We start from the raw sequence: 23,608 nt of genomic DNA on the forward strand, positions 1-23,608 counted from the left end.
GTGGCGGTCAATCACCTGCTGCAACGCACCGGCCCAGGCCTGGAGCCGATCCAGACTGTCGAAGGCCAGACGCCATTGCAGCAGATACGGATCGCCTTGTTCTGCAGTGATGTGGTGATAAAGGATGCCTTCCTGCAAAGGTGCCAGCGGGTAGATTTCCTGGACGTTGGCGGCACCACCAGGAACGGTGGCGACAATCCGGTCGATGGCCGACTGATCGAGGTCGGTCAGGCTCAGCATTTGCGGGGTGATCTGGGTGCAACCTGCCGGCACGCGGTTGTCTGGCACCGCAATCGTTTGCGACTCATTGCCATCGAAGGCCGCCAGGGCTGCTACGGTCGGCTGGGCCAGCAAGACATGAACATCGGCCTTGAGCCCGGCCTTGCGCAGGCGATCCACCAGATTGATGGCCAGCAGCGAATGGCCGCCCAGTTCGAAGAAGTTGTCATGACGCCCTACTCGCTCCACATCCAGCACCTGAGCCCAGATGTCGGCCATGGCGACTTCCACAGCACCTTGTGGTGCCTCGTAGGCCTGGCCGAGCAAGGATGCAGGATCGGGGTCCGGCAAGGCGCGGCGGTCGAGCTTGCCGTTATTGGTCAGCGGCAAGGCTGCCAGATAAGTGAAGGCACGCGGCACCATGTAACCCGGCAGACGCGCACGCAGGGCCTGACGCAAGGCTTCGGGGTCCACGACAGCGTTTTCGGTGAACCAGGCCAGCAGTTGCTGGTCACGCACCAGCACCACGGCGTCTTTTACACCGGGCTGGCTGGCCAGGACCGCTTCGATCTCGCCCAGCTCGATACGCATGCCGCGAATCTTCACCTGATCGTCGTTGCGGCCCTGATAATCCAGAGTCCCGTCGCTGTTCCAGCGCACCAGATCACCACTGCGGTACATGCGCGCTTCGGCAACGCTACTGAACGGGTCGGCGACGAAACGCTCTTCGGTGAGGTCCGGCCGGTTCAGGTAGCCACGGGCAACGCCCGCACCGCCGATATACAGCTCACCGGTCACGCCTACCGGCACCGGCTTCAGCCGTGCATCCAGTACGTAAGTGCGGGTATTGGCAATCGGACCGCCAATATGCAGGGCACCGCCCACCAGTACTTGCCCGGAAGTGGCAACCACTGTGGTTTCGGTCGGGCCATAGTTGTTGATCACGGCAAAGCCAGGATCGCGATTGAGCTGACGCAGGCGGTCACCGCCGATCAACAAGGTACGCAGGGTCGGATGATCGTCTTCCTGGCTGAAAGCGTACTCGGCCACCGGTGTCGGCAGGAAGCTGACGTCCAGTGGCTGGGCGCGCCACCATTGCAGCAAGGCGTCGATGTCCTCACCGCCTTCCTGGGTAGGAGCCACATGCAGGGTCGCACCGGAGCACAGGGCCGGCCAGACTTCCCAGGCCATGGCATCGAAACCGAAACCGGCCAGGCTGGAGGTGTGTCCGCCGACGCCCAGGGAGAAAGCCTCGCAATGCCAGTCGACGAGATGAGAGAGCGTGCGATGTTCAACCATGACGCCTTTGGGCTGGCCGGTGGATCCCGAGGTGTAGATCACATAGACCAGATTGTTGCTGCTCAGATTGACGATACGCGGGTTGGCGTGGTCGCCATGCCCCCAGTCGCTGGCGTCCAGCTCGATCAGCGGCAGATTCAGTACCGGCAGGCGATCGCGCAGATTCGATTGGGTCAGCACCGCCACCGGCTGGCTGTCGCTCAGCAGGTATGACAAGCGCTCACGTGGATGCGCCGGGTCGACCGGCACATAGGCGGCACCGGCCTTGAGGACCGCCAGCATGCCCACCAGGGTTTCCAGGCCACGACGGGCAACCAGCGCAACACGATCATCCGGACGCACACCCAGTTCGATCAGGCGCCGAGCCAGGCCATTGGCCTTGCGGTTGAGTTGGGCATAGGTCAGGTGTTTTCCCTGATGAGTCGCCGCAACGGCATCAGGACGCGCCTGAGCCTGATTTTCGATGCGTTTGTGGATCAGTTGTTCGCTGCCGGAAATCGCATCGGTTGCGTTCCAGCGCTGCAACTGCCGGTGCTCGGCAGGCGTCAGCAGGTCAAAGTCCTCGACACGCAACCCGGGGTTTTCCAATGCCTGCTCCAGTACCTGCAACAGACGACCGGCGATGGCCTCGGCCTCTTCGGCATCGAACCAGGCGCGGTGATAGACCAGGTGCAGCCAGGCGTTGTCATTGAAGCTGTTGGTGCGCAAATGAATGGCAAGCGGCGTGGCTTCGTAGCCGTTCGAGACTTTTACCGTCTGCGCCTGAGCTTCGCCATAGCGGTACTCATGGTCTTCCTGCTCGTAAGACACCGAAACCTCGAACAACTGACCCCGCTCCTCACGGGCCACACCGAGGTTACGATTCAGCTCGCTCAGCGGGAAACGCTGATGGCGAAAGTCGCGCTTGAGTGTGTCGCGCACTTCCTTGACCAGCGAGCCAAAGTTCAATTGCTGGTCAAAAGTCATGCATACCGCGCTGACCTGGGCGAAGTGGCCCATGGTCGCCTTGAAACGTGCCCCGATACGGTTGAGCAATGGCAGGCCGACCACCCAGTCTTCGCGTTGTGCGGTACGGGTGAAATACACATGCAAGGCCGCCAGCAGCACATGAAACGCCGAAGAGCCGTTGCTTTCGGCAAACTGCTTCATGCGTGTGTGCAGTGCTTCCGGAAAATTCTGTACCCAGGTATGGGACGGTGCCGGGTCGGTTGCCCGGCGGTTGTGGTAGCGCGATACCAGCAGCGGCTCCGGCAGGTTGCTGTACTTCTCCAGCCAGTAGGCCTTGTCCCGCTCGTAGCGTGGCGATTCGTGGTAACGCGCATCTTCCTGAATGAAGTCGCGGTAATCCGGCCCCTTGAAATCCAGGCTGCTGCCTTCAGCCAGTGCGGTGTAATGCTCGCCCAGAGACTTGATCATCTGCCCGAAGCCCCAGCCATCGAGAATCAGGTGGTGAGCCACGCTGATCATCCAGTGATGGTCGACACCCAGACGCACAAGACAGAAGGTGAACAGGGGGCTGCCATCGAGCGTATAAGGACGCTGCATGTACTCAAGGGTCAGCGCATGGGCGGCACTGACCGGGTCAGGCTGGTCGCTCAGATCATGCAGCGGCATCGGCACAGGCATCGATGCGGCGTAGGTCTGCAACGGCAGACCATCTTCGGCAGCTCCCGGCAGCAGGACTGTACGCAACCCTTCGTGGGACGCCACCAGATTTTCCAGCGCACGCTGATACAAGACCGGATCCAGCGGACCGGTAAGGTTCAGATAGCCACCGATGTTGTACAGAGGTGAATCACCGCGGCTGACCTGATCAAGCCAGACATCGCGCTGGGCGGCGGTTAGGGGGAAGACATCGGCGGCTGACATGGTCCAGGTCCTTCTAGGCAGTGAAGCCGCGGATTCAAGCACCGCCCCGCCGACCCTGTATGTCCCAGAAAACCCCTACAATGGCATGTAGCCACCATCCAAAAAAACCTTGACAGCCGCTCTAGCCCGCGTAGTCAGTTGCCTCGACCGCTCGTCACCGAGCGAAGAGATTATCTTTGTCAGATAAAGTTCATACCAAATAATGCGCTTGTCCCGGTTTTCCGCTACAGACATGTAACAAACCCTTGGGATTGAATAAGACCATCGTCAGCGTCATTATTCAGGCGTCAACATAAGGAATCGGCCAGCCTAATCAGTACGGTCAGAATCAGGGAAGATAGAAGTATGAAACTGACAACCGCTCGCGAGCACAGTCACGACCCGCGTTTTTATCAGCATCTGGGTCAGCTTGTTTCCAGCACCGGCAACAACGCTTTTGCCAGGCAGATGCTGCAACTTGTCGATGCACTGGTGCCGATCCACGGTCTCGATATCAATGAATGGACCCTGGATGTTCCCCAGGCCAGTATCGGCCAGAGCAACCGCCTCGGCAATGCCGGTCTGCAATACGACTTCCCTGCGACCCAGAGTCAGCGTCATCCACTGCTGCAGAGTATCATGCAGATGGATGCGCCACTGCTCATACAGCTCAAGGTGCCGTCGAGCACACAAAGCCCCCAATATACGGTCCACCAGTGCAATCTGGTTTCGAACCGTGGCGAGCAGCGCTGGATCATCTGCTTCTATCGCCTGCCGACCCTGCGGCCGTTCTCCCTGAGCGAACTGTCACTGCTCAAGAGCCTGTCCGACACACTGCTGCCGCTGGTCGAGCACCATGCCCAGCTCCTCGCACAACCTGTCACTCGCGTGACAAGCACGGCTCGCGTCGAACCCGAGCAGGATGCAGAAACCGCGTCCATGCATCAGGCCTTCAGCGGTCGCCTGGCACAGGATGCGATCAACCTGTCGGCACGCGAACAGGAAGTCTGCCTCGGCCTGCTGACCGGCGGCACCATACCGGAGATGGCGCAACGACTGCGAGTCAAGGCCAGTTCGGTGGAAACCTACCTCAAGCGCGCTACCGTAAAGCTGGGTATCAGCGGGCGACATGGCCTTGCACGGTGGATGGCCGGGGCCTGAGGCCCCAGTCGCAGACTCATTGGCTCTGTCTGCATCAAGTGTTGCCAATCCCACAGCATTGGTTCATTCGCGAGACGACGTCAATCAGACGTCCTTGTCCTCAACCGTCCCGTCGACAGCGACCGGAGGTTCAATCCCCCAGTCCCCGTGCAGATACCAATCGTCACCGATCATCTCTGCCGGGTGCATCGTGCGATCCGCTCCGTTGCCGCAGGCCAGGGCATTGGCTGCACAGTACCGATCGCAGCCCCAGCAGATACGCTCGGGGTGTTTCGGGCTAATGGGAAAGGGTTTGGCCATGACGTTCCCCTGTTCACTGCACCAACGGTGAGTCGGCACCTTGCAAATGAATGCCACGAATATCCGCGGCACCGATCAGGCCCTGAAGATACTGCACCACAGCTTTTTGCCAGACACCCTGCTGCAGCCGGGTCCGAATCCTTGTGGCCACAGCCTCGTAAGGCAAAGCCTGACCTTCGATGCGCTGATCGATATTGATCACGTGCCAGCCATAGCGACTTTCCAGAGGCTTTTCGCATAGCCCCGGTGCCAGGCCGAATAACTGGCGCTCCAGTTCCGGTACGGTCTGGCCTTTGCTGATCTGCCCGAGGCTCCCCCCTTGGGTTTTGGACGGACAGGCCGAGTGCATCAGTGCCAGCTCGGCGAAACCAACGGAAAACTCGCCCAGCTGTTGCAGCATATCCTGGGCCTGCTCTCGGGCCAGACTGCGCGACTCGGCATCGTCCGGAGCGCATTCGAGCAGGATGTGCCGAACCGCCAGCAGTGGCGCGCTACGAAAGCGCTCCCGATTGTTATCGTAATAACGCAGACAAGCGGCCTCGTCGCACTCGGGTATTTGCACTTCGCGCTCGAGCAGCAGGCGGGTGGCGGCCTCCTCCTCATTCTCACCGGCACCCAGTTGCTGCGTCAGGCCCAGCTCGTCAATGCGCTGCTGCAACAACTCCCGGATCACCAACGCCCTGGCCGCCAGGTATACCGCCTCATCGCGGCTGGACGCCGGATGATATTGCAACTCCTGCGCCAGGGATTGCGGGGTTATCGACACTTGATTGACGCTGATGACCGGCCACTCCTGCTCACTGCTGGCGATCAGTTGCTCCCGACCGCCCTGAGACTCACAACCGCCACTGCCACATCCACATTTATCTGTCATGACAGCCTCCTCAGGTTTTCTGCCGGACAATCTGATAACGCCGCCCCAGGTACCAGACCGGCGCGCTGATCACATGCACCAGGCGAGTAAAGGGGAACAGGACAAACAGTGTCAGGCCGAGAAATACATGCAGCTTGTAGATCAGACTGACCGGGGCAATCGCGGCGACTGCATCCATGGGCCGTAACATCACCGTGTACTGCGCCCAGTCGGCAAGCATTACCATGACCGAGCCATCCATGTGCGCAGTGGACACAAAGATACTCAGCAGCCCGAGCAGCAACTGCGCCAGCAATACCAGCAGGATCAGAATGTCCGAAGGGCTGGACGTAGCCTTTATTCGCGGCGCGGTCAGGCGGCGCTTGAGCAGCATCAGCAGGCCGATCAGACACAGCAGACCGAAAAATCCGCCGGAAACCATGGCCAGCAATTGTTTGTGCTCGGTGCTGATCAGGTGGTGATAGACCGAGACGGGGGTCAACAGGCCAACGAAGTGCCCCACCAGTACAAACAGCACACCGACATGAAACAGATTGCTGGCCACACGCATTCCACGGTTGTCGAGCATCTGGCTGGAACCGGCTTTCCAGCTGTACTGTGCAAGGTCGAAGCGTGCCCAGCTTCCCAGCAGACAAATCGCCAGGGCGACATAGGGATAGACCCAGAACAGCAGAAGATTCCACTTAGACATTGCCCACCTCCCCGGCCGGCCCTTCATGCTGAAACCCCACCCAGTGCAGCGGTACCGCGCTTTCTTCCCGAGCCTTGCCCGGTCCGCCCGGCATCGAAGAGCAACGGTCCTGCTGTTCGGCCTTGAGAAAGTCCACGGCCTCCTCTTCCCAGACCTTGTCCAGTGCTTCGAGGGAGTCGTCTCGGGGCTCTCTGGTCACTTGTTCCCGCAATCCGGCAACCGCTTGCTGTGGCTCGGCACCGGCAATCTGCAGCAGCGCGCGAAAGCAACTGGCGTATGCGCTTTCCCGTTCCTCCAGGCGTGCCGCAAGCAAGGCCAGCAGGTGCGCAACATCCGCCAGCCCTTCGCGAGCCTCGATGTCTTCCCGGGTGGAAAGGAACTCCAGATACAACGGGAGATAGTCGGGCAGCTCCTTGATGCCAAGGACAAAACCGGCCGCTTCGTACTGCGCCAGCATGTCGACCATGGCCTGGCCCCGGTCGCGGGACTCTCCATGTACATGCTCGAAGAGCAGTAAAGACAGGGAGCGGCCACGCCCGAACAGCGCTCCATAATGCTCTTGCCCGTCCATCAGGTCGTTGCTGCAGATCAGCTCCAGCAATTCAAACAAGGCACCGCGCTGTTGCGGGCTGATTTCCCGGGCCTGGATGATTGCCTGTTCCAGTTCTTCACGTCCCTCGACCAGGGCTTCATCCGGATAATCGAGCAGCAGCGAAATCACTTTGAGAATGCGCATGCTCATTGCTCCCACAACTGAACGGTTTTCAGAATGTCGCGACGGTTGGCCTTCTTCGTGCCGAACATATTGATATCGGAACTGCCGCTGCAGCCGCTGCCGAAGCTGAACCCGCAACCGGAGCGCTCGGCAAAGGCATCGCTCATGGCGTCCTCTCGATGCGCGCTGGGCACCACGAAACGGTCTTCGTAGTTGGCAATCGCCAGATAGCGGTACATTTCCTCAACCTGACTCACACTCAGGCCGACCTCCTGCAACACCTGCAAATCCTGCACACCGTCAACCTGTTGGGAGCGCTTGTAGGCCCGCATTGCCAGCAAGCGCTTGAGGGCCAGCCTGACCGGTCCTTCATCCCCAGCGGTCAGCAGGTTGGCCAGGTAGCGCAGGGGAATACGCAGGCTGTCGACATCCGGGATCACCCCGTTCATGCCGACGGTGCCCGACGCCGCAGCGTTCTGGATCGGTGACAGTGGCGGCACATACCAGACCATGGGCAGCGTGCGGTATTCGGGGTGCAATGGCAGTGCGAGCTGCCAGTCCACGGCCATCTTGTACACCGGCGAGCGTTGCGCGGAATCGATCACCGATTGCGGAACGCCATCCTCCAGAGCCTGACGGATCACTGCCGGATCATTGGGGTCGAGGAATATCTCCAGTTGTTTCCGGTACAGATCCTGATCATTGCCGGTGCCTGCCACCTCGGCGATGCGATCTGCGTCATACAGCAGCACACCCAGATAGCGGATGCGGCCGACACAGGTTTCGGCACACAAGGTCGGCATCCCGGCTTCTACCCTCGGATAGCAGAAGATGCACTTCTCCGACTTGCCGCTTTTCCAGTTGAAGTAGATCTTCTTGTACGGACAGCCGCTGATACACATCCGCCAGCCTCGGCACTTCTCCTGATCGATCAGGACAATCCCGTCTTCCTCGCGCTTGTAAATCGCCCCGCTCGGGCAGGATGCCGCACATGCCGGATTCAGGCAGTGCTCGCACAGGCGCGGCAGATACATCATGAAGGTGTTTTCGTACTCGCCGTAGATATCTGCCTGGATCCGGTCGAAGTTCTTGTCCTTGCGTCGCCTGGCAAACTCGCCGCCGAGGATTTCCTCCCAGTTCGGGCCCCATTCGATCTTTTCCATGCGCTTGCCGGACACCAGGGAGCGCGGTCTTGCAGTGGGTTGATGCTGCCCCGAAGGCGCGGTGTGCAGGTGCTGGTAATCGAAGTCGAACGGTTCGTAATAGTCATCAAGGCTCGGCAGATCAGGGTTGGCGAAGATATTGGCCAGCACCCTGAACTTGCCGCCGATCCGGGGAGTAATCGAACCATTGGCATTGCGCACCCAGCCGCCCTTCCACTTGTCCTGATTTTCCCATTCCTTGGGATAGCCAATCCCGGGCTTGCTTTCGACATTGTTGAACCAGGCATATTCAAGGCCTTCACGGCTGGTCCAGACATTCTTGCAAGTGATCGAACAGGTATGGCAACCGATGCATTTGTCCAGATTCAGGACCATGCCGACTTGTGAACGAATCTTCATCACAACACTCCTCAATCCACATCGGTCGGCAAGGGGCGCGGCAGCTCATCGCCGCGGGAACCGTCGAGCCAGTCGACCCTGGCCATCTTGCGCACGACAACGAACTCGTCGCGGTTGCAGCCGACCGTGCCGTAATAGTTGAAGCCGTAGGCCTGCTGGGCATAGCCACCGATCATATGGGTCGGCTTGAGTACCACCCGGGTGACCGAGTTGTGATGGCCGCCACGGGTTCCGGTGGTTTCCGAGCCTGGCACGTTCACGATCCGTTCCTGGGCGTGATACATCATCACCATGCCTTCCTTGACCCGCTGGCTGACCACCGCACGTGCCGTCAGCGCGCCATTGGCGTTGAAGCATTCGATCCAGTCGTTGTCTTCGATACCCGCGCGTCTGGCGTCGATTTCCGAAAGCCAGACAATCGGCCCGCCACGGCCCAGCGTGAGCATCAGCAGGTTGTCGCTGTAAGTGCTGTGAATTCCCCACTTCTGGTGCGGCGTGATCCAGTTCAGGACGATTTCGGGATGGCCGTTGACACGCTTGCCCTGCACCGCCTCGATGGTCCGGGTGTTGACCGGTGGCCGGTAACTCATCAGTTGCTCACCGAATGCCTGCATCCATGGATGATCCTGATAGAACTGCTGACGACCGGTGATGGTGCGCCACGGAATATTTTCGTGAACGTTGGTATAACCGGCGTTGTAGCTGACGTGCTCGTCTTCGAGACCCGACCAGGTCGGGCTGGAAATGATCTTGCGCGGCTGTGCCTGAATATCGCGAAAACGGATCTTCTCGTGAGCCTTGGGCTGTGCCAGATGGCTGTGATCGATGCCGGTGAACCCGGACAGTGCAGCCCAGGCCTTGACCGCCACATGACCATTGGTTTCCGGGGCCAGAGACAAGATGACTTCTGCAGCATCAATGGCCGTATCGATCCGGGGACGCCCCTGGCTGATGCCCGGTTCGCCCTCTCGATAATTCAGATCGCCGAGAAGTTTCACCTCTTCCTCGGTATTCCAGTTGATGCCCTTGCCGCCGTTACCGAGCTTTTCCAGCAATGGGCCGAGTGAAGTGAATTTCTTGTAGATATTGGGGTAGTCACGCTCTACCACATGCAGGTTCGGAGCATTCTTGCCAGGCTGCGGTACCACGCCTGCGGTTTTCCAGTCCGTCCCACCGAAGGGCTGGGCCAGCTCGCCGACACTGTCATGCAGCAACGGCACGGTGACCAGGTCCTGCTCCACCCCCAGATGACCAACCGCCATGGAAGAAAACGCCCTGGCGATGCCTTTATAGATTTCCCAGTCGGAACGCGACTCCCAGGCCGGATCGATGGCCGCCGATAACGGATGGATGAAGGGGTGCATGTCCGAGGTGTTCATGTCGTCCTTTTCGTACCAGGTCGCGGTCGGCAGAACGATGTCGGAGTACACGCAGGTCGAGGACATCCGGAAGTCCAGGGTGGTAACCAGATCAAGCTTGCCGATGGCGCCCTCGTCTACCCATTCGGCTTCTTCAGGCTTGCAGGCACCGGTATGGCCGATGTCTTCGTTCATGACGCCATTACGGGTGCCGAGCAGGTACTTGAGCATGTACTCATGCCCCTTGCCCGAAGAGCCCAGCAGATTGGAACGCCAGATGAACATGTTGCGCGGAAAGTTCTGCGGGTTGTCCGGCTGTTCGCAGGCAAAGCGCAGAGAACCCTCATGCAGGGACTTGACCACATAATCCTGGGGAGTCATGCCGGCTTCGGCGGCATCGCGACAGAGATGCAGCGGGTTGCGGTTCAATTGTGGCGCGCTGGGCAGCCAGCCGGCCCGTTCGGCGCGAATGTTGTAGTCCAGGGCATGCTCGGGAAACTGGCTCTTGTCGGCCAGCGGCGAAAGCACATCATGCATGCTCATCTTTTCATGACGCCACTGCGAACTGTGGCCATAGAAGAAGCTGGTGCCGTTCATCTGCCGTGGCGGACGACTCCAGTCCAGACCGAAAGCCAGAGGCAGCCAGCCACATTGCGGACGGAGCTTCTCCTGGCCGACGTAATGCGCCCAGCCACCTCCCGTCTGGCCCACGCACCCACAAAGCATGAGCATGTTGATCAGCCCACGATAGTTCATGTCCATGTGATACCAGTGATTCATCGCCGCCCCGACAATGATCATCGAGCGCCCGCGGGTCTTGTCGGCGTTATCGGCGAACTCACGGGCTATCCGGATCGCTTTCTCACGGCTGACTCCGGTGATCTGCTCCTGCCAGGCCGGAGTGCCGGGCACACTGGGGTCGTTGTAATCCCTGGCCACATTGGCACCGCCCAGCCCGCGGTCAATGGCCAGATTGGCCGCCGACAGGTCGAATACCGTAGCCACCCTGGCCTGGCTGCCATCGGCCAGGATCAGGCTGCGCACGGGTACGCGGCGGTATTGCACGGCATCGCCGGCCACATGCTGGAAGTGCAACTGGCTCTCACCGGCAAAGTATGGAAAGGCCACTTCCGCGACATCGCCACCGATCAGGCTGAGACACAGCTCTATTTCACGCCCTTGCGCGCCCTCACGCGCCAGAATGTTCCACTTGCCCTTTTCGCCCCAGCGATAACCGATGGAGCCTTGTGGAGAAACCAGCTCACCGCTGACGTCGAATGCGATGGTTTTCCACTGCGGATTATTGTCCTGGCCGAGGTTGTCGCTCAGATCCGAGGCGCGCAGGAAGCGATCGGGTTGATAACCGCCGCCTCCGGGCATGGGCTTGAGCATCACCAGCACCGGCAGGTCGGTATAGCGCTTGGCGTAGTCGGTGAAATAGGCGCTGGGCCGGTCGAGGTGGAACTCCTTGAAAATCACATGATTGAAGGCCTGGGCCAGCGCGGCATCGGTGCCCTGCCTGGGGTTGAGCCAGAGGTCGGTGAGCTTGGCCACTTCCGAATAATCGGGGGTGATGGCCACGGTCTTGGTGCCCTTGTAGCGCACTTCGGTAAAGAAATGCGCATCGGGGGTCCGGGTTTGCGGAACGTTGGAGCCCCAGGCAATGATGTAATTGGCGTTGTACCAGTCGGCCGACTCCGGCACGTCGGTCTGCTCGCCCCAGATCATGGGCGAGGCCGGCGGCAGATCGCAGTACCAGTCGTAGAAACTCAGACAGGTGCCACCGATCAGCGACAGATAACGGGCACCGGCAGCATAACTGACCATGGACATGGCCGGAATCGGCGAAAACCCCACCACCCGGTCAGGCCCGAATCGCTTGACGGTATAGACGTTGGCCGCAGCGATGATTTCGTTGACCTCATCCCAACTGGAACGAATGAAACCGCCCATGCCGCGCTTGCTTTTATAGGAGTCGGTCCTGGCCTTGTCTTCGACGATGCTGGCCCAGGCATCCACCGGATCCAGGGACTGACGCGCCTCACGCCACAACTTGAGCAGCGGCTTGCGGATCTTGGGGTACTTGAGCCGGTTGGCACTGTAGATGTACCAGCTGTAACTGGCACCTCGAGGACAGCCGCGCGGTTCATGGTTGGGCAGGTCGTCACGGGTTCGGGGGTAGTCGGTCTGCTGGGTTTCCCAGGTGATCAGGCCGTTCTTGACGTAGATTTTCCACGAACAGGAACCGGTGCAGTTCACGCCGTGAGTGGAGCGAACGATCTTGTCGTACTGCCAGCGCGAGCGGTAGACATCTTCCCAGTCGCGGGACTCCTTGCGCGTTTCACCGTGACCGTCGGCGAACTCGCCCTGCTTGCGATTGAAAAACCGCAATTGATCCAGCAAGTGACTCATGACGCTTTCCTCTCAGGCTTGCCGCAGGGTTCTTTGCCCCACTCATGCAAGGTATGAATCCGGTTTTTCAGCAGGGCGTTGCGGCATCCTTGCGGGCATAAAACCACCAGGTCACCAGAATGCAGCTCAGGTAAAAGACGATGAACATGTAGAAGGCCAGTTCCGGGCCACCGGTCTGGGTCATTGAAGTCCCGAAGGTCTTGGGGATGAAGAACGCACCGAAAGCTCCCATGGCCGAACTGAAACCCAGGACAGCAGCCGACTCCTTGCCCGCGTTCCTCATGGCCTGCTCACGCGCCTCGGGACCTCTGCCGGCAGCGGCCTGCTCATGGAGGCTGCGAAAGATCACCGGGATCATGCGAAAAGTGGAACCGTTACCTATGCCGGTGGTGATGAACAGCAGCATGAACATGCCAAGAAAGCCGTAGAAACTACCACCGCGGCCCTCCTGCGCCAGAGCACCATCGCTTGCCGGAAGAAAGTGCAAAACGCCGAAGACCATCACGATCATCAGCACGAAATTCCACAGGCTGACCCGCGCACCACCCAGCCTGTCCGCCAGCCAGCCACCCAGTGGCCGCACCAGAGCGCCGACCAGCGGGCCGAGAAAGGCGAACTTGAGGGCGATGACCTGCGGAAAGGAGGTCTTGATCAGCAGCGGAAACGCTGCCGAGAAACCGATGAACGAGCCGAAGGTCGCCAGGTAAAGCCAGCACATCAGCCAGTTGTCCTTGCGCTTGAAAATCACCGCCTGTTCCCTGAACGAAGCCTTGGCACTGGACAGATCATTCATGCAGAACCAGGCCAGCAGGCTGACGGCAATAATGAAAGGCACCCAGAGAAAACCAGCGTTCTGCAACCACAACCGGCTGCCGTCGGCCGACACCTGAGGTTGCCCGCCAAACCCGCCGAACAGGCCGAAGGTAATGACCAGCGGTACACAGAACTGCATCACCGAAACACCCAGGTTGCCCAGCCCGGCATTCAGGCCCAGGGCCGTGCCCTGCTGAGACTTGGGATAGAAGAAACTGATATTGGACATGCTCGATGCAAAGTTGCCGCCTCCCAGGCCGCAGAGCAGTGCAATCAGCACAAACACGTTGTAGGACGTGGTCGGGTCCTGAACGGCAAATCCCATCCACAGCGATGGCAGCAACAGCGACAGGGTGCTCAGGGCTGTCCAGCGCCGACCGCCGAAAATGGGCACCATGAAGGAATAGAACACCCGCAAGACGGCACCGGACAAGCCGGGCAAGGCCGCCAGCCAGAACAACTGATCGGTACTGAAACTGAAACCGATGGCGTTCAGACGCACGATCACCGTGCTCCAGACCATCCATACGGCAAAGGCCAGAAGCAGTGCAGGAATGGATATCCACAGATTGCGAGTGGCCGTCTGCTTGCCACTGCTCCCCCAGAACGCGGGATCTTCCGGGCGCCAGTCAGTAATCAACGGGCCTTGTCGTACAGGTGGTGTGGTCATCTCGAGCTCCATTCAGTCAACCATGGCGACAGACTAGTAAAGAGTGGCCCGGAGAAAACCTGACCCTGGTCAATGAAGCCCTCAGGGTTTGCAACCTATGCTTGTGCGATCTACCTCCAAAGAGGTAGTGATGAAACACCTTTAAACCCTTTGTTTATCGGGCTTGCACCTGAGTTCTGCGGCACCGTGGCGAACAATCGACGGCCAGCAACTCTTTGGAGGTAGAGCCTGCTCTTGCCTGGAGTCTCGGCAATGATTCGCTGGTTACGCAGTTCCCTGCCCGCCCGTGCCAGTCTGGCGGTGATCCTGATATCGGTATTGGCCCTGGCCAGTTCCCTGAGTGCCGGACTGATCGCCTGGTTCAGTCAGGGTGACGCAGCGGCCATCAATACGGCGGGCTCGGTGCGCATGGAGACCTATCACCTGAGCTGGAAGCTCAGCACAGGTGCAAGCGCCGAAACCATTACCGCCATCAGCGAAAGCCTGCAGCAGCGTCTGGACAGCCCGTCGCTCAGGATGGTGCTGAAAGAAGACGCAGAGCCTGAACTGCTGAGCAGCTACCGGGATATCCGGCAGCGCTGGAGCGACACGTTGCAGCCAGCCCTGATGCGAGGAGATGCAGCCGGCTTCCAGGCTCAGGCCCAGACTTTCGTCGAACGACTGAACCAGTTCGTCAACCTGCTGCAGCGTCAGAGTGAACACAAGCAGACCTGGCAGCAGTTGATTCAGGGCACCGCCCTGTTCACCACCCTGTTCGTCCTGTTCATTGGGCTGTACGAACTGCAAAACAGCGTGGTCAGCCCGTTGCAGGAACTGGTGGATGCAACCCGACGCTTTCGGCGTGGAGACTTTCAGGCACGGGTCAATCACCAGTCACTCGATGAACTGGGCCAACTGGCCAGCAGCTTCAATGCCATGGCCGAAACCATCGAGCAGTCTCATCACACTCTGGAAACCCAGGTCCGGCAAAAGACTCTGAACCTGCAACAGGCCAATGCAGCTCTGGAACTGCTTTATCAAAGCAGTCGCAATCTGGCCACCCGGCTGGCCAATGCCGAAGGCCTGGATGAGCTGATCCGGCACTTCCAGCAACGCCTGCCCGGGCTGCGCCTGTCGCTGTATCTGCAAGGCCAGCAGCAATCTCCGGCCCGACAACGGCTGGTCCTGCATGGTGCCAGCAACCGGGATGTCTGCACGGACAATCATTGCGAGACCTGTCAGCAGCACCAGCAACTCAACAGACAGAGTTTCAATATCAGCAACCAGGGCAGCGAACTGGGTGAGCTCAAGGCTTACTTTATCGATGGGCACATGCCACAAACCTGGGAAACCGAGCTGATCCAGGCGCTGGCCAACCTGATCGGCACCTCGCTGTCACTCAAGCGCCAGCGCGAACAGGATCACCGCCTGCTGCTCTTCGAAGAACGCGCCATCATCGCCCGGGAATTGCACGACTCACTGGCCCAGGCACTGTCCTACATGAAGCTGCAGGTCAGCCGCATGCAAACCCTGATGCGCCGTGGCGAACCCGTGGAAACCCTGGAAAACGTCACCGCCGAATTGCGAGAAGGACTGAGCAACGCTTATCGACAGTTGCGCGAACTGCTGACCACCTTTCGCCTGCAGATTCACGAAGCCGGGCTGGCACAGGAACTCAAGGACACTGCCGAAGACTTCTCGCGCCGCGCAGGCTTCCAGGTGCATCTGCACGCCGAGAGCCTGGCCTTCGAGCTGTCGGCCAGCGAGCAGATCCATATTCTGCAGATCACCCGCGAAGCCCTGTCCAACTGCCTGCGCCACGCCCACGCACAGAACGTATGGCTGCAACTTCGCCAGTACGGCGAAACGGTACGTCTGTCCATCGAAGACGATGGCCGCGGCTTCGGCCAGCCCCGCGACCGGCACGAACACCACGGTCTGAACATCATGGAAGAACGTGCCCGCAGCCTGCATGGCCTGTTGCAGATTTCTTCCCGATCCCCTCAAGGCACTCTGGTCCGAATGGAATTCCGCCCCGAGTTTCTCGGACACCTCACAGAAGGTAGCGTCATATGAACCCATTTCCCCGCAAACACCGGATTCTGCTGGTGGACGATCATCCGATGATGCGTCGCGGCATCCGCCAGATGCTGGAACTCGATACGGATCTAGAAGTAGTGGGAGAAGCCGGCAACGGCGAAGAAGCCCTGCACCTGATCGAGCCTCTGAAGCCCGATCTGGTATTGCTCGATAACAACATGCCGCAGCTCAATGGCATCGAAACCCTGCGTCGCCTGCGGGCCACGAACTACAGAGGCAAGGTCTTGCTGTTCACGGTGTCCGATGCCGAGGACGATATTCGCGATGCCCTGCGCCTTGACGCCAACGGCTATCTGCTCAAGGACATGGAGCCCGAACTCCTGATCCAGTACATCCGTGATGCCCTGGACGGAGCCCTGGTAGTCAGCCCCGGACTGACCCTGGCCATGGCCAATGCGCTTCGCGCGCCATCCCGTCAGCCCGAAATCGAACTGACCGAACGAGAGCGTCAGGTACTCAAGACCATCGCCAGCGGCTACAGCAACAAGGTCATCGGCCACAAGCTGGGCATCACCGAGGGCACGGTCAAGGTCCATGTCAAGAACCTGCTGTACAAACTCGGCCTGCGCTCGCGGGTCGAGGCCGCGGTATGGGCCATGGAGCATCTGCGCTCTTCGGGCTGAACCGCACAAGGCTGTCACTGTTGCCCAGCCAACACCTGAGCAACAGTGACAGCCGCACGGCAACAGCATCTCGCTCGCAAAGTTTTGAAAAGCCTTCCATATCAGCAGGTTATGTTATGGCACAGGACTTGCCAACCAAGCGATACGGCTCTGTTCACGGAGCTTCATCACAAGGAATCGAACATGAGCGGACTATTGAAGGTCATCGCTGTTTCAAGCGGGGCCTGTCGCCCTTTTATCTCGACTGCCAACAGGTTGCTGCCAGAGAAGTGGCTTGAGTCAGTCTGTATGGGAGAGCGCCTGTGACATTTCCTCTGTCCACTTCCTCCTCTTCCCCGCTGCTACTGGCCCGCAATCTGGCAGCAGATTTCGCCAGCACCGCCGCCGAACGCGACAGGAACGGCGGAACGCCTCAGACCGAACGCGATGCCCTGCGCCGCAGCGGGCTGCTGGCCCTGAGTATCCCGACCCGCTTTGGTGGCATGGGTGCCAACTGGCAGGAAACCTTCGATGTGGTGCGCGAGTTCGCCAGGGTCGACAGTTCAATTGCCCATGTATTCGGTTTCCACCATCTGATGCTGGCCACGGTCCGGCTGTTCGCCAGACCCGAGCAATGGCACCCGTGGTTCGAGCAGACGGCCCGACAGAACTGGTTCTGGGGTAATGCACTGAATCCTCTCGACACCCGCACCGTGATGAAAACCTTTGACGGCTGGCGTGAGTTTTCCGGGCGCAAGAGCTTCTGTTCCGGTGCCAGCGACTCGGAAATGCTGATTGCCTCGGCGGTGGATGAGAATGCCGGTGGCAAGCTGGTGATTGCCGCGATACCCAGCGGCCGCACCGGCATTACCCTGCACGACGACTGGGACAATATGGGCCAGCGTCAGACCGACAGCGGCAGCGCAACCTTCGAGCGGGTGCGTATCGAAGAGTCCGAGCTGCTGCTCGATCCGGGTCCGCTGAGCACCCCGTTTGCCTGCCTACGCCCGCTGATTGCCCAGTTGCACTTCACCAACCTGTTCCTGGGCATCAGCGAAGGTGCCTTTGAGGAAGCCCGTCAGTACACCCTCAAGGAAAGTCGCCCGTGGTTCACCTCACAGGCCCGGGACATCAGCGAAGATCCTTACGTACTGCGTCATTACGGCGAGTTCTGGGCAGCACTCGAAGGTGTGCGAGCGCTGGTGGAACGCGCCTGCGCTCAACTCGACGAGGCCTGGAACAAGGGGCCGGACCTGAGCAGCGAAGAACGGGCGCGCCTGGCGCTGTCCATCAGCAGCGCCAAGGTCGCGGCCACCCGCACAGGCCTGGATCTGTGCAGCCGGCTGTTTGAAGTGACCGGTGCCAGAGCCACCCATGCCGCGCTGCGCCTGGACCGTTTCTGGCGCAACCTGCGTACCCAGACGCTGCACGACCCGCTGGATTACAAGCTGCACGAGCTGGGCGACTGGGCCTTGAACGGCAAGCGGCCGACACCGACCTTCTACTCCTGAGCCTGAACTTTCCGAGTGGCGGCGGAAGCCGAGTGGCCGGGTGCACGACACGGCCACCCGAGCAGCTTGTCTCTGCCGCAACTGTCCGCCAGGCAACAGTTGTTCAGCATTCTGCCTTCGCCTGCACAGCCCCGTATCCACCTCTATTGCGTGTAACGTCCACGGGCCGTGGCCTGCAGCACATGGCATGACACCTGCAATCGCGTCATGACTTCCCAACCCTGACTGGATACCACGCGATGCGTCTGATTGATCTGGCCTTGCCCCGCCTCCCTCGCACCCTGAAGCTTCTGGCCTGCTCCGGCCTGATGGCACTGGCCCTGAACCCGTCGGCCCGCGCCGAAAATGCACCTGAGGAAGTACGTCTGGACTACGCCTACTATTCGCCTGTCAGCCTGGTGCTCAAGCACTTCGGCTGGGTCGAAAAGGCCTTGCCGAACTCGAAAGTCAGTTGGGTATTCAGCCAGGGCAGCAACCGCTCGCTGGAATACCTGAACAGCGGTGGCGCCGACTTCGGTTCGTCGGCCAGCCTCTCGGCGGTACTGGCACGGGCCAATGGCAGCCCGATCAAGTCGGTGTATGTCTACAGTCGTGCCGAGTGGACGGCACTGGTAGTGCGCAAGGATTCGCCACTCAAGAGCGTGAACGATCTCAAAGGGAAGAAGATCGCCGCGACCAAGGGCACAGACCCATACCTGTTCACTCTGCGCTCACTGGCCAAGGCAGGTCTGGAAAAGAATGACGTGGAACTCCTGCACCTCCAGCATCCGGACGGACGCACCGCGCTGGAGAAAGGCGATGTCGATGCCTGGGCCGGTCTTGACCCGCACATGGCCGCCAGCGAACTGCAGGCCGGTTCACGCCTGCTGTACCGCAACAAGGACTTCAACAGCTATGGCGTGATCAGCGTGACCGAGTCCTTCGCCAAAGCCCATCCACAGACCATCACGACTGTGATCAAGGCCTACGAGCAGGCACGTCACTGGGCCATTGCCCATCCTGAAGAGTTCGCCAAGCTGTTGGCCGAGGAATCCAAACTGCCGCTGGACGTCGCCAGGCTGCAACTGACCCGCACCGACCTGTCTGCTCCGCAACTGACCGACAAGGATATCGAAGCCTCTAAAGCTGCCGCACCGATTCTGGTATCCGAAGAACTGGTCAAGCGTGGCGTGGATGTCAATCAGGTCATCGACCAGTTGATCGATCCATCCTTCGGCAAGGCCAGTATCGAGTGATGAGCACGTCCAGCAAAGCCCTTGCCGGGGCCAGTCCGGCAGAGCGCCCGGCCAGCCGTGCGCTCCAGTGGCGACGTCGGGCCAAGGGCCTGGCCTTGCCGCTGGCGATCATCCTGTTGCTGGAAACCGTGGTGCGTCTGGGCTGGATCGCCTCCTACCAGATGCCCGCCCCCAGCGAAGTGGCGCAGACCCTGTTCCAACTCGCCGATGGCGCGCTGTGGAAACACATCGGGGCGAGCCTGTCCCGGGTACTGGCCGGATTCTTCATCGGCTCGGTGCTCGGCCTGCTGTTCGCTGCCTGGGTAGGCCTCAGCCGCGAGGCCGAGGCCTGGCTGGAGCCGACCTTCGCCAGCCTGCGGGCCATCCCCAGCCTGGCCTGGGTGCCACTGTTGCTGCTGTGGCTGGGGATTGGCGAAACCTCCAAGGTGACGCTGATTGCCATCGGTGCGTTTTTCCCCGTGTACCTCAACGGTGTGGCAGCAATCCGCAATATCGACCGCAAGCTGGTGGAAGTCGGGCGCATGTATGGCTTCAGCCGCACACGCCTGGCCCGGCGGATTCTCTTGCCAGCAGCCTTTCCGGGTGTTTTCACGGGCCTGCGCAGCGCTTTGAGCCTGAGCTGGATGTTCCTGGTGGCCGCCGAACTGATCGCCGCAACCCGTGGTCTGGGCTATCTGCTCAGCGATGGCCGGGAAACTTCACGGCCGGATCTGGTGCTGGCGGCGATCATTGTCCTGGCGCTGCTGGGCAAAATCAGCGACGGCCTGCTGGCCGGCCTTGAAAAACGCTGGCTGGCCTGGCGCGACACCTTCGACGGCGCAGACTCCGGAGCCCGGCCATGACTCGACTTCATCAAGCCCCGCAAGATCAAGCGCTGCTGCTGGACTTGCATGTCGAGCACAAGGCTTTCGGCGATACCGCCGTGCTCGGCCGGCTCGACCTGCAACTGCAACCGGGAGAAATCGTCAGCCTGCTCGGTCCCAGCGGCTGCGGTAAAAGCACGCTGCTGCGTCTGGTGGCGCAACTGGATCAGGACTTTCATGGGCAGTTGCGCACAGGTCCCGATGAAGTGGGTTTCGTGTTCCAGGAACCACGACTGATGCCCTGGCTGACGGTTGCCGAAAACATCGGTTTCAGCCAGGACAAGGACTACGACCGCGTCCGGGTCGCCAGCCTGATCGACGAAGTCGGCCTGACCGGCTTTGCCGATGCACTGCCCAAGGCGTTGTCGGGCGGCATGGCCCAGCGGGTGGCGATTGCCCGCGGGCTTTACGGCCAGCCACAGCTTCTGTTGCTGGACGAACCCTTCAGTGCGGTCGATGCCTTCACCCGCTTCAAGCTCCAGGACCTGCTGCTGGATCTGGCGCAACATCACCATATCGGCTTGCTGGTCGTCACCCACGACGTCGACGAAGCGCTGTACCTGAGCCATCGGGTGCTGGTGATCGGCAACCGTCCCGGCACCGTCATCAGGGAGCTGAACGTGCCACTCACCTATCCCCGCGACCGCCGTGACGAAACCCTGGCAAGGCTACGCAGCCAGGCGCTGGAGTCATTGCATGATGCGCGGGTGATTTGAGGCATCGACACCAGTCAAGGGACAGACAAACTTGCAGGACCGGATTTATCCGGTCTTGCTTCAGGCTTTGCCACCCTTCTCGCGTCATCCTTCAGCCAGGCGGCTGCACCCGATACCTCAATCAGCGATGCGCAATACAAGGCCGTGCTGGAAGGCTCATGGCGATCCAAACAAAACAGTGTGCGCGACGAGTATCGTCATCCGCAGGAAACCTTGAAATTCTTCGGTTTGCAGAGCAACCAGACCGTGATCGAAATAACCCCCGGTGGTGGCTGGTACAGCGAGATTCTTGCGCCCTTGCTGAAGGAGCATGGCCACTACATTGCAGCATTGCAAACGCCATCCTCGGGTGACTACTACAGGAAAGCTGCCGACGGCCTGACGCAGAAATTCAAGGCCGATCCGGAACGTTACGGCAAGGCCGAATTTATCGAGTTCGATCCCAGGACACCTGTCTTTGGCAAGCCCGCCTCGGCCGACCGGGTCCTGACATTCCGCAACGTGCACAACTGGGTACTTGCCGACGATGCACCACAAACCTTCGCCGCCTTTTTCAAGGTCCTGAAACCGGGCGGCGTGCTGGGTGTGGTCGACCACCGCGCCAAAGACGGCAGCAACTTGGAGAGCATCAAGCAAAGCGGCTACCTGCCCACCGCTTACGTGGTGAAACTGGCTACCGATGCAGGCTTCAAACTGGAAGCGCAAAGCGAGATCAACGCCAACCCGAAAGACACCAAGGATTATCCGGCGGGCGTCTGGACACTGCCACCGGCCTTGAAACTGGGTGAGCAGGACAAGGCCAGGTATGTGGCGATTGGCGAGTCGGACAGGTTGACGTTGCGGTTTGTGAAGCCGGGGCAGTAGCGTCGCGGGCAAGCTCCCTGCCACAAGGAGGATTGCCCAACGGCCGCACTGAAGCCACCCTGCAATTTCGCTCTATCGGACGACCTTCGATGTGTTTAACACCCCGGCAAACGCCCGAACAGCAACCAGTAGAGCACCGGAATCAGCCCAAGGGTGATCAGGGTGCCCAACGCCAGCCCACCCATGATGGTGATCGCCATGCCTTTCCAGAGCGGGCCGGCAAACAGCATCAGTGGAATTCCCCGCGCTGCCGCATCCAGACACCGATGGAGAGCCGTTCCGTTGAGCTTTTATGCTTCCTCAAGAACTCTGCCCGCTTGCACATGTGTATTTTTGAGCGCATGAAACATACCGAACCCGTAAAGACTATGTATAGATAATTGCTATCCCCCTGTATTGCATTACCCTCCAGACTTCACATTCTACGGGGAAATCAATAATGGAAAATTCCGACCTGGGTTTCATGATCATCATAATGATCGGACTCTTTGGATTTGCTTCGTTTCTGTTTGAATATCTGGGTGCCCGATACTCCAGAAAGAAAAAACATCATTGAGATTTCGGGCAAAAAGTCCGAAACGTGACAAGCGTTCTTTTCAACAAACCGTAAATGGCCTCCCTACTTGTCACGTACAACTCAGAACAGTACCAGAGCAGCCCTGATTTTATCTTTCCCGAATACACTCATCCGTTCGAACTCCCGATGTGTCAACGGGACGTGCTGGCAATCCAGACGCTGGCGGTAGCGGCCATGATCCAGATCCGGGTCATGCAGGTACACGAAGTCTTCATCGCACCCCGTTATCACCACCCAATGCGGAGCCTTGGAGTGTGTCAGACGGTAGCTGCTGATCAAGACAATGGGAACGCCGCCTTCGCTGACAATCCCTGGCAGATCCAGGCGTCCGGATCGGGATTGTTGTACGCCGCTGGCTTGCAGTTCCCTGCAAAACGCGTCATGTACCAGACGCATGACCGACTTCTTGTCCTCACGACGTACACCATCGAGAAACAATGGCCCGCTGCGGCTCACATGCAGCCGCACGTCGAACCCTCGCCGCCAGGCTGCCAGTGCCATTCCATGCGGGCTGCAGCCGCCGTGACCGGAAGTCATGAATATCGTCGTCGCTTCGCGCCATAGCTGAATTTCCTCGTCCCGGGAAAAGGCCCGGTCCGGATTGAGTGCCTTCATGGCCATGAGCAATGACGCGGCCCCGCAGGTAAATTCTGTAGTCTGGGGGTAATAGGGAACTGCCATGACGCTGCCCGCAACCGGCAGAACGATACGCTTCTCATAGCGCAGCGCACGGGCATGGTCCTGATAATAATCATCCACTTCGGCAAAGAGCCGGTAACCCGCGCGTTCATAGAGACGGATGGCTGCCGGGTTATCGGGACGCACCTCCAGCCGCAGGTGCGCGCACTCCTGTTCGATCGCCAGTTGTTCAGCGTGCTGAAGCAGCGCCATGCCCAGCCCCGATCCCCTGGCCCGACTGTCAATTGCCAGCGAATAAAGTCTCGCCAGCGAGGTACCACGATGAAAGAGCACCAGTGCATACCCCATCAGCCCCTTGTCATCTTCGGCCACCAATAATCTGGCGTGGGCCCGCTGAATCATCCACAGAAAGTTGCGTCGGGACAGTCGATCCTGCTCGAAACATTGATTCTCCAGAAGTTCCAGAGCCGGAATATCTTCGGCGACAGCAAAGCGGTAGTTAATATTCATGGTTTTACCGTAAATAAAGCGTAACGACGAAGGACAGGTCTGCGCAAAACATGTTTTATAGAACACACCTACACGGCAAAGGCCCCTCTT

The 23,608-nt window shown here is 59.7% G+C and carries 18 protein-coding genes (1 of these 18 cut by a window edge); 8 read left to right on the forward strand and 10 right to left on the reverse strand.

Annotated elements, in window-relative coordinates:
* Positions 1 to 3,387 carry the start of a non-ribosomal peptide synthetase gene (locus JSY17_RS16705; protein ID WP_206402426.1) on the reverse strand. The gene continues 6,111 nt to the left of window position 1, outside the view, so the window shows 3,387 of its 9,498 coding nt (coding positions 1–3,387); it begins with the start codon at positions 3,385 to 3,387; its stop codon lies beyond the left edge, outside the window.
* Between the two features lie 351 nt (positions 3,388 to 3,738).
* On the opposite strand from JSY17_RS16705, the gene JSY17_RS16710 reads away from it, so the two are divergent.
* A complete protein-coding gene (locus JSY17_RS16710) occupies positions 3,739 to 4,527 on the forward strand; it encodes a helix-turn-helix transcriptional regulator (RefSeq protein WP_122371326.1) in 789 nt (262 codons plus the stop codon).
* A gap of 84 nt (positions 4,528 to 4,611) precedes the next feature.
* Here JSY17_RS16710 and JSY17_RS16715 read toward each other — a convergent pair whose 3' ends face one another.
* The 7 genes from JSY17_RS16715 to JSY17_RS16745 all read right to left on the reverse strand — a co-directional run bounded on the left by JSY17_RS16715 (position 4,612) and on the right by JSY17_RS16745 (position 13,922).
* Positions 4,612 to 4,827, reverse strand: coding sequence for a DUF3079 domain-containing protein (locus JSY17_RS16715; RefSeq protein ID WP_206402425.1), 216 nt, complete (start codon positions 4,825 to 4,827; stop codon positions 4,612 to 4,614).
* Between the two features lie 13 nt (positions 4,828 to 4,840).
* The gene (locus JSY17_RS16720) at positions 4,841 to 5,701 is read right to left on the reverse strand and encodes a peptidylprolyl isomerase (RefSeq protein WP_206402424.1); all 861 of its coding nucleotides are present in this window, start codon (positions 5,699 to 5,701) and stop codon (positions 4,841 to 4,843) included.
* A gap of 10 nt (positions 5,702 to 5,711) precedes the next feature.
* Entirely contained in the window at positions 5,712 to 6,392 is a 681-nt protein-coding gene (gene narI / locus JSY17_RS16725) for a respiratory nitrate reductase subunit gamma (protein ID WP_206402423.1), read from the reverse strand.
* Positions 6,385 to 7,128 (reverse strand): nitrate reductase molybdenum cofactor assembly chaperone, encoded by a 744-nt coding sequence (gene narJ, locus JSY17_RS16730; RefSeq protein WP_206402422.1) that lies wholly within the window; start codon positions 7,126 to 7,128, stop codon positions 6,385 to 6,387. The genes narI and narJ overlap by 8 nt, the downstream gene beginning before the upstream one ends.
* 2 nt (positions 7,129 to 7,130) lie before the next feature.
* Positions 7,131 to 8,669 carry a nitrate reductase subunit beta gene (gene narH, locus JSY17_RS16735; protein ID WP_206402420.1) on the reverse strand — a complete coding sequence of 513 codons (1,539 nt, stop codon included), beginning with the start codon at positions 8,667 to 8,669 and terminating at the stop codon, positions 7,131 to 7,133.
* An 11-nt stretch (positions 8,670 to 8,680) separates the two neighbouring features.
* The gene (locus tag JSY17_RS16740) at positions 8,681 to 12,439 is read right to left on the reverse strand and encodes a nitrate reductase subunit alpha (RefSeq protein ID WP_206402418.1); all 3,759 of its coding nucleotides are present in this window, start codon (positions 12,437 to 12,439) and stop codon (positions 8,681 to 8,683) included.
* A gap of 67 nt (positions 12,440 to 12,506) precedes the next feature.
* Positions 12,507 to 13,922 (reverse strand): NarK family nitrate/nitrite MFS transporter, encoded by a 1,416-nt coding sequence (locus JSY17_RS16745; protein WP_206402417.1) that lies wholly within the window; start codon positions 13,920 to 13,922, stop codon positions 12,507 to 12,509.
* Between the two features lie 252 nt (positions 13,923 to 14,174).
* Here JSY17_RS16745 and JSY17_RS16750 point away from each other — a divergent pair, with 252 nt between their 5' ends.
* The 7 genes from JSY17_RS16750 (at position 14,175) to JSY17_RS16780 (ending at position 21,792) form a co-directional block, all read left to right on the forward strand.
* Positions 14,175 to 15,977, forward strand: a complete 1,803-nt coding sequence (locus tag JSY17_RS16750; protein ID WP_206402415.1) for a HAMP domain-containing protein — start codon at positions 14,175 to 14,177, stop codon at positions 15,975 to 15,977.
* Positions 15,974 to 16,624, forward strand: a complete 651-nt coding sequence (narL, locus tag JSY17_RS16755) for a two-component system response regulator NarL (protein ID WP_206402413.1) — start codon at positions 15,974 to 15,976, stop codon at positions 16,622 to 16,624. The genes JSY17_RS16750 and narL overlap by 4 nt, the downstream gene beginning before the upstream one ends.
* Before the next feature lie 302 nt (positions 16,625 to 16,926).
* Positions 16,927 to 18,114 (forward strand): acyl-CoA dehydrogenase family protein, encoded by a 1,188-nt coding sequence (locus JSY17_RS16760; protein ID WP_206402410.1) that lies wholly within the window; start codon positions 16,927 to 16,929, stop codon positions 18,112 to 18,114.
* A gap of 308 nt (positions 18,115 to 18,422) precedes the next feature.
* Positions 18,423 to 19,349 carry an aliphatic sulfonate ABC transporter substrate-binding protein gene (locus JSY17_RS16765; RefSeq protein WP_162880519.1) on the forward strand — a complete coding sequence of 309 codons (927 nt, stop codon included), beginning with the start codon at positions 18,423 to 18,425 and terminating at the stop codon, positions 19,347 to 19,349.
* The gene (locus tag JSY17_RS16770; RefSeq protein WP_117163235.1) at positions 19,349 to 20,191 is read left to right on the forward strand and encodes an ABC transporter permease; all 843 of its coding nucleotides are present in this window, start codon (positions 19,349 to 19,351) and stop codon (positions 20,189 to 20,191) included. Before JSY17_RS16765 ends, JSY17_RS16770 begins: the two co-directional genes overlap by 1 nt.
* Positions 20,188 to 20,928 carry an ABC transporter ATP-binding protein gene (locus tag JSY17_RS16775; RefSeq protein WP_206402408.1) on the forward strand — a complete coding sequence of 247 codons (741 nt, stop codon included), beginning with the start codon at positions 20,188 to 20,190 and terminating at the stop codon, positions 20,926 to 20,928. The genes JSY17_RS16770 and JSY17_RS16775 overlap by 4 nt, the downstream gene beginning before the upstream one ends.
* 3 nt (positions 20,929 to 20,931) lie before the next feature.
* On the forward strand, positions 20,932 to 21,792 hold the full coding sequence (locus tag JSY17_RS16780) for a class I SAM-dependent methyltransferase (RefSeq protein ID WP_404823320.1): 861 nt from the start codon (positions 20,932 to 20,934) through the stop codon (positions 21,790 to 21,792).
* A 95-nt stretch (positions 21,793 to 21,887) separates the two neighbouring features.
* On the opposite strand, the gene JSY17_RS16785 is transcribed toward JSY17_RS16780, so the two are convergent.
* Both JSY17_RS16785 and JSY17_RS16790 read right to left on the reverse strand, forming a co-directional pair.
* Complete coding sequence (locus JSY17_RS16785; RefSeq protein WP_122371320.1) at positions 21,888 to 22,022, reverse strand: efflux RND transporter permease subunit; 135 nt, start codon at positions 22,020 to 22,022, stop codon at positions 21,888 to 21,890.
* Positions 22,023 to 22,429: 407 nt separating this feature from the next.
* On the reverse strand, positions 22,430 to 23,518 hold the full coding sequence (locus JSY17_RS16790) for a GNAT family N-acetyltransferase/peptidase C39 family protein (RefSeq protein ID WP_206402406.1): 1,089 nt from the start codon (positions 23,516 to 23,518) through the stop codon (positions 22,430 to 22,432).
* Between the last annotated feature and the right edge of the window lie 90 nt (positions 23,519 to 23,608).

Origin of the sequence: Pseudomonas capsici (assembly GCF_017165765.1) — a bacterium.
GTDB classification, from domain to species: Bacteria; Pseudomonadota; Gammaproteobacteria; order Pseudomonadales; family Pseudomonadaceae; genus Aquipseudomonas; species Aquipseudomonas capsici.

Coding starts and splice junctions, on each gene's coding strand:
- JSY17_RS16775 (WP_206402408.1), top strand. CDS start 20,188: ATGACTCGACTTCATCAAGCCCCGCAAGATCAAGCGCTGCTGCTGGAC.
- JSY17_RS16765 (WP_162880519.1), top strand. CDS start 18,423: ATGGCACTGGCCCTGAACCCGTCGGCCCGCGCCGAAAATGCACCTGAG.
- JSY17_RS16790 (WP_206402406.1), bottom strand. CDS start 23,518: ATGAATATTAACTACCGCTTTGCTGTCGCCGAAGATATTCCGGCTCTG.
- narJ (WP_206402422.1), bottom strand. CDS start 7,128: ATGCGCATTCTCAAAGTGATTTCGCTGCTGCTCGATTATCCGGATGAA.
- JSY17_RS16720 (WP_206402424.1), bottom strand. CDS start 5,701: ATGACAGATAAATGTGGATGTGGCAGTGGCGGTTGTGAGTCTCAGGGC.
- JSY17_RS16740 (WP_206402418.1), bottom strand. CDS start 12,439: ATGAGTCACTTGCTGGATCAATTGCGGTTTTTCAATCGCAAGCAGGGC.
- narH (WP_206402420.1), bottom strand. CDS start 8,669: ATGAAGATTCGTTCACAAGTCGGCATGGTCCTGAATCTGGACAAATGC.
- narL (WP_206402413.1), top strand. CDS start 15,974: ATGAACCCATTTCCCCGCAAACACCGGATTCTGCTGGTGGACGATCAT.
- narI (WP_206402423.1), bottom strand. CDS start 6,392: ATGTCTAAGTGGAATCTTCTGCTGTTCTGGGTCTATCCCTATGTCGCC.
- JSY17_RS16770 (WP_117163235.1), top strand. CDS start 19,349: ATGAGCACGTCCAGCAAAGCCCTTGCCGGGGCCAGTCCGGCAGAGCGC.
- JSY17_RS16715 (WP_206402425.1), bottom strand. CDS start 4,827: ATGGCCAAACCCTTTCCCATTAGCCCGAAACACCCCGAGCGTATCTGC.
- JSY17_RS16785 (WP_122371320.1), bottom strand. CDS start 22,022: ATGCTGTTTGCCGGCCCGCTCTGGAAAGGCATGGCGATCACCATCATG.
- JSY17_RS16750 (WP_206402415.1), top strand. CDS start 14,175: ATGATTCGCTGGTTACGCAGTTCCCTGCCCGCCCGTGCCAGTCTGGCG.
- JSY17_RS16745 (WP_206402417.1), bottom strand. CDS start 13,922: ATGACCACACCACCTGTACGACAAGGCCCGTTGATTACTGACTGGCGC.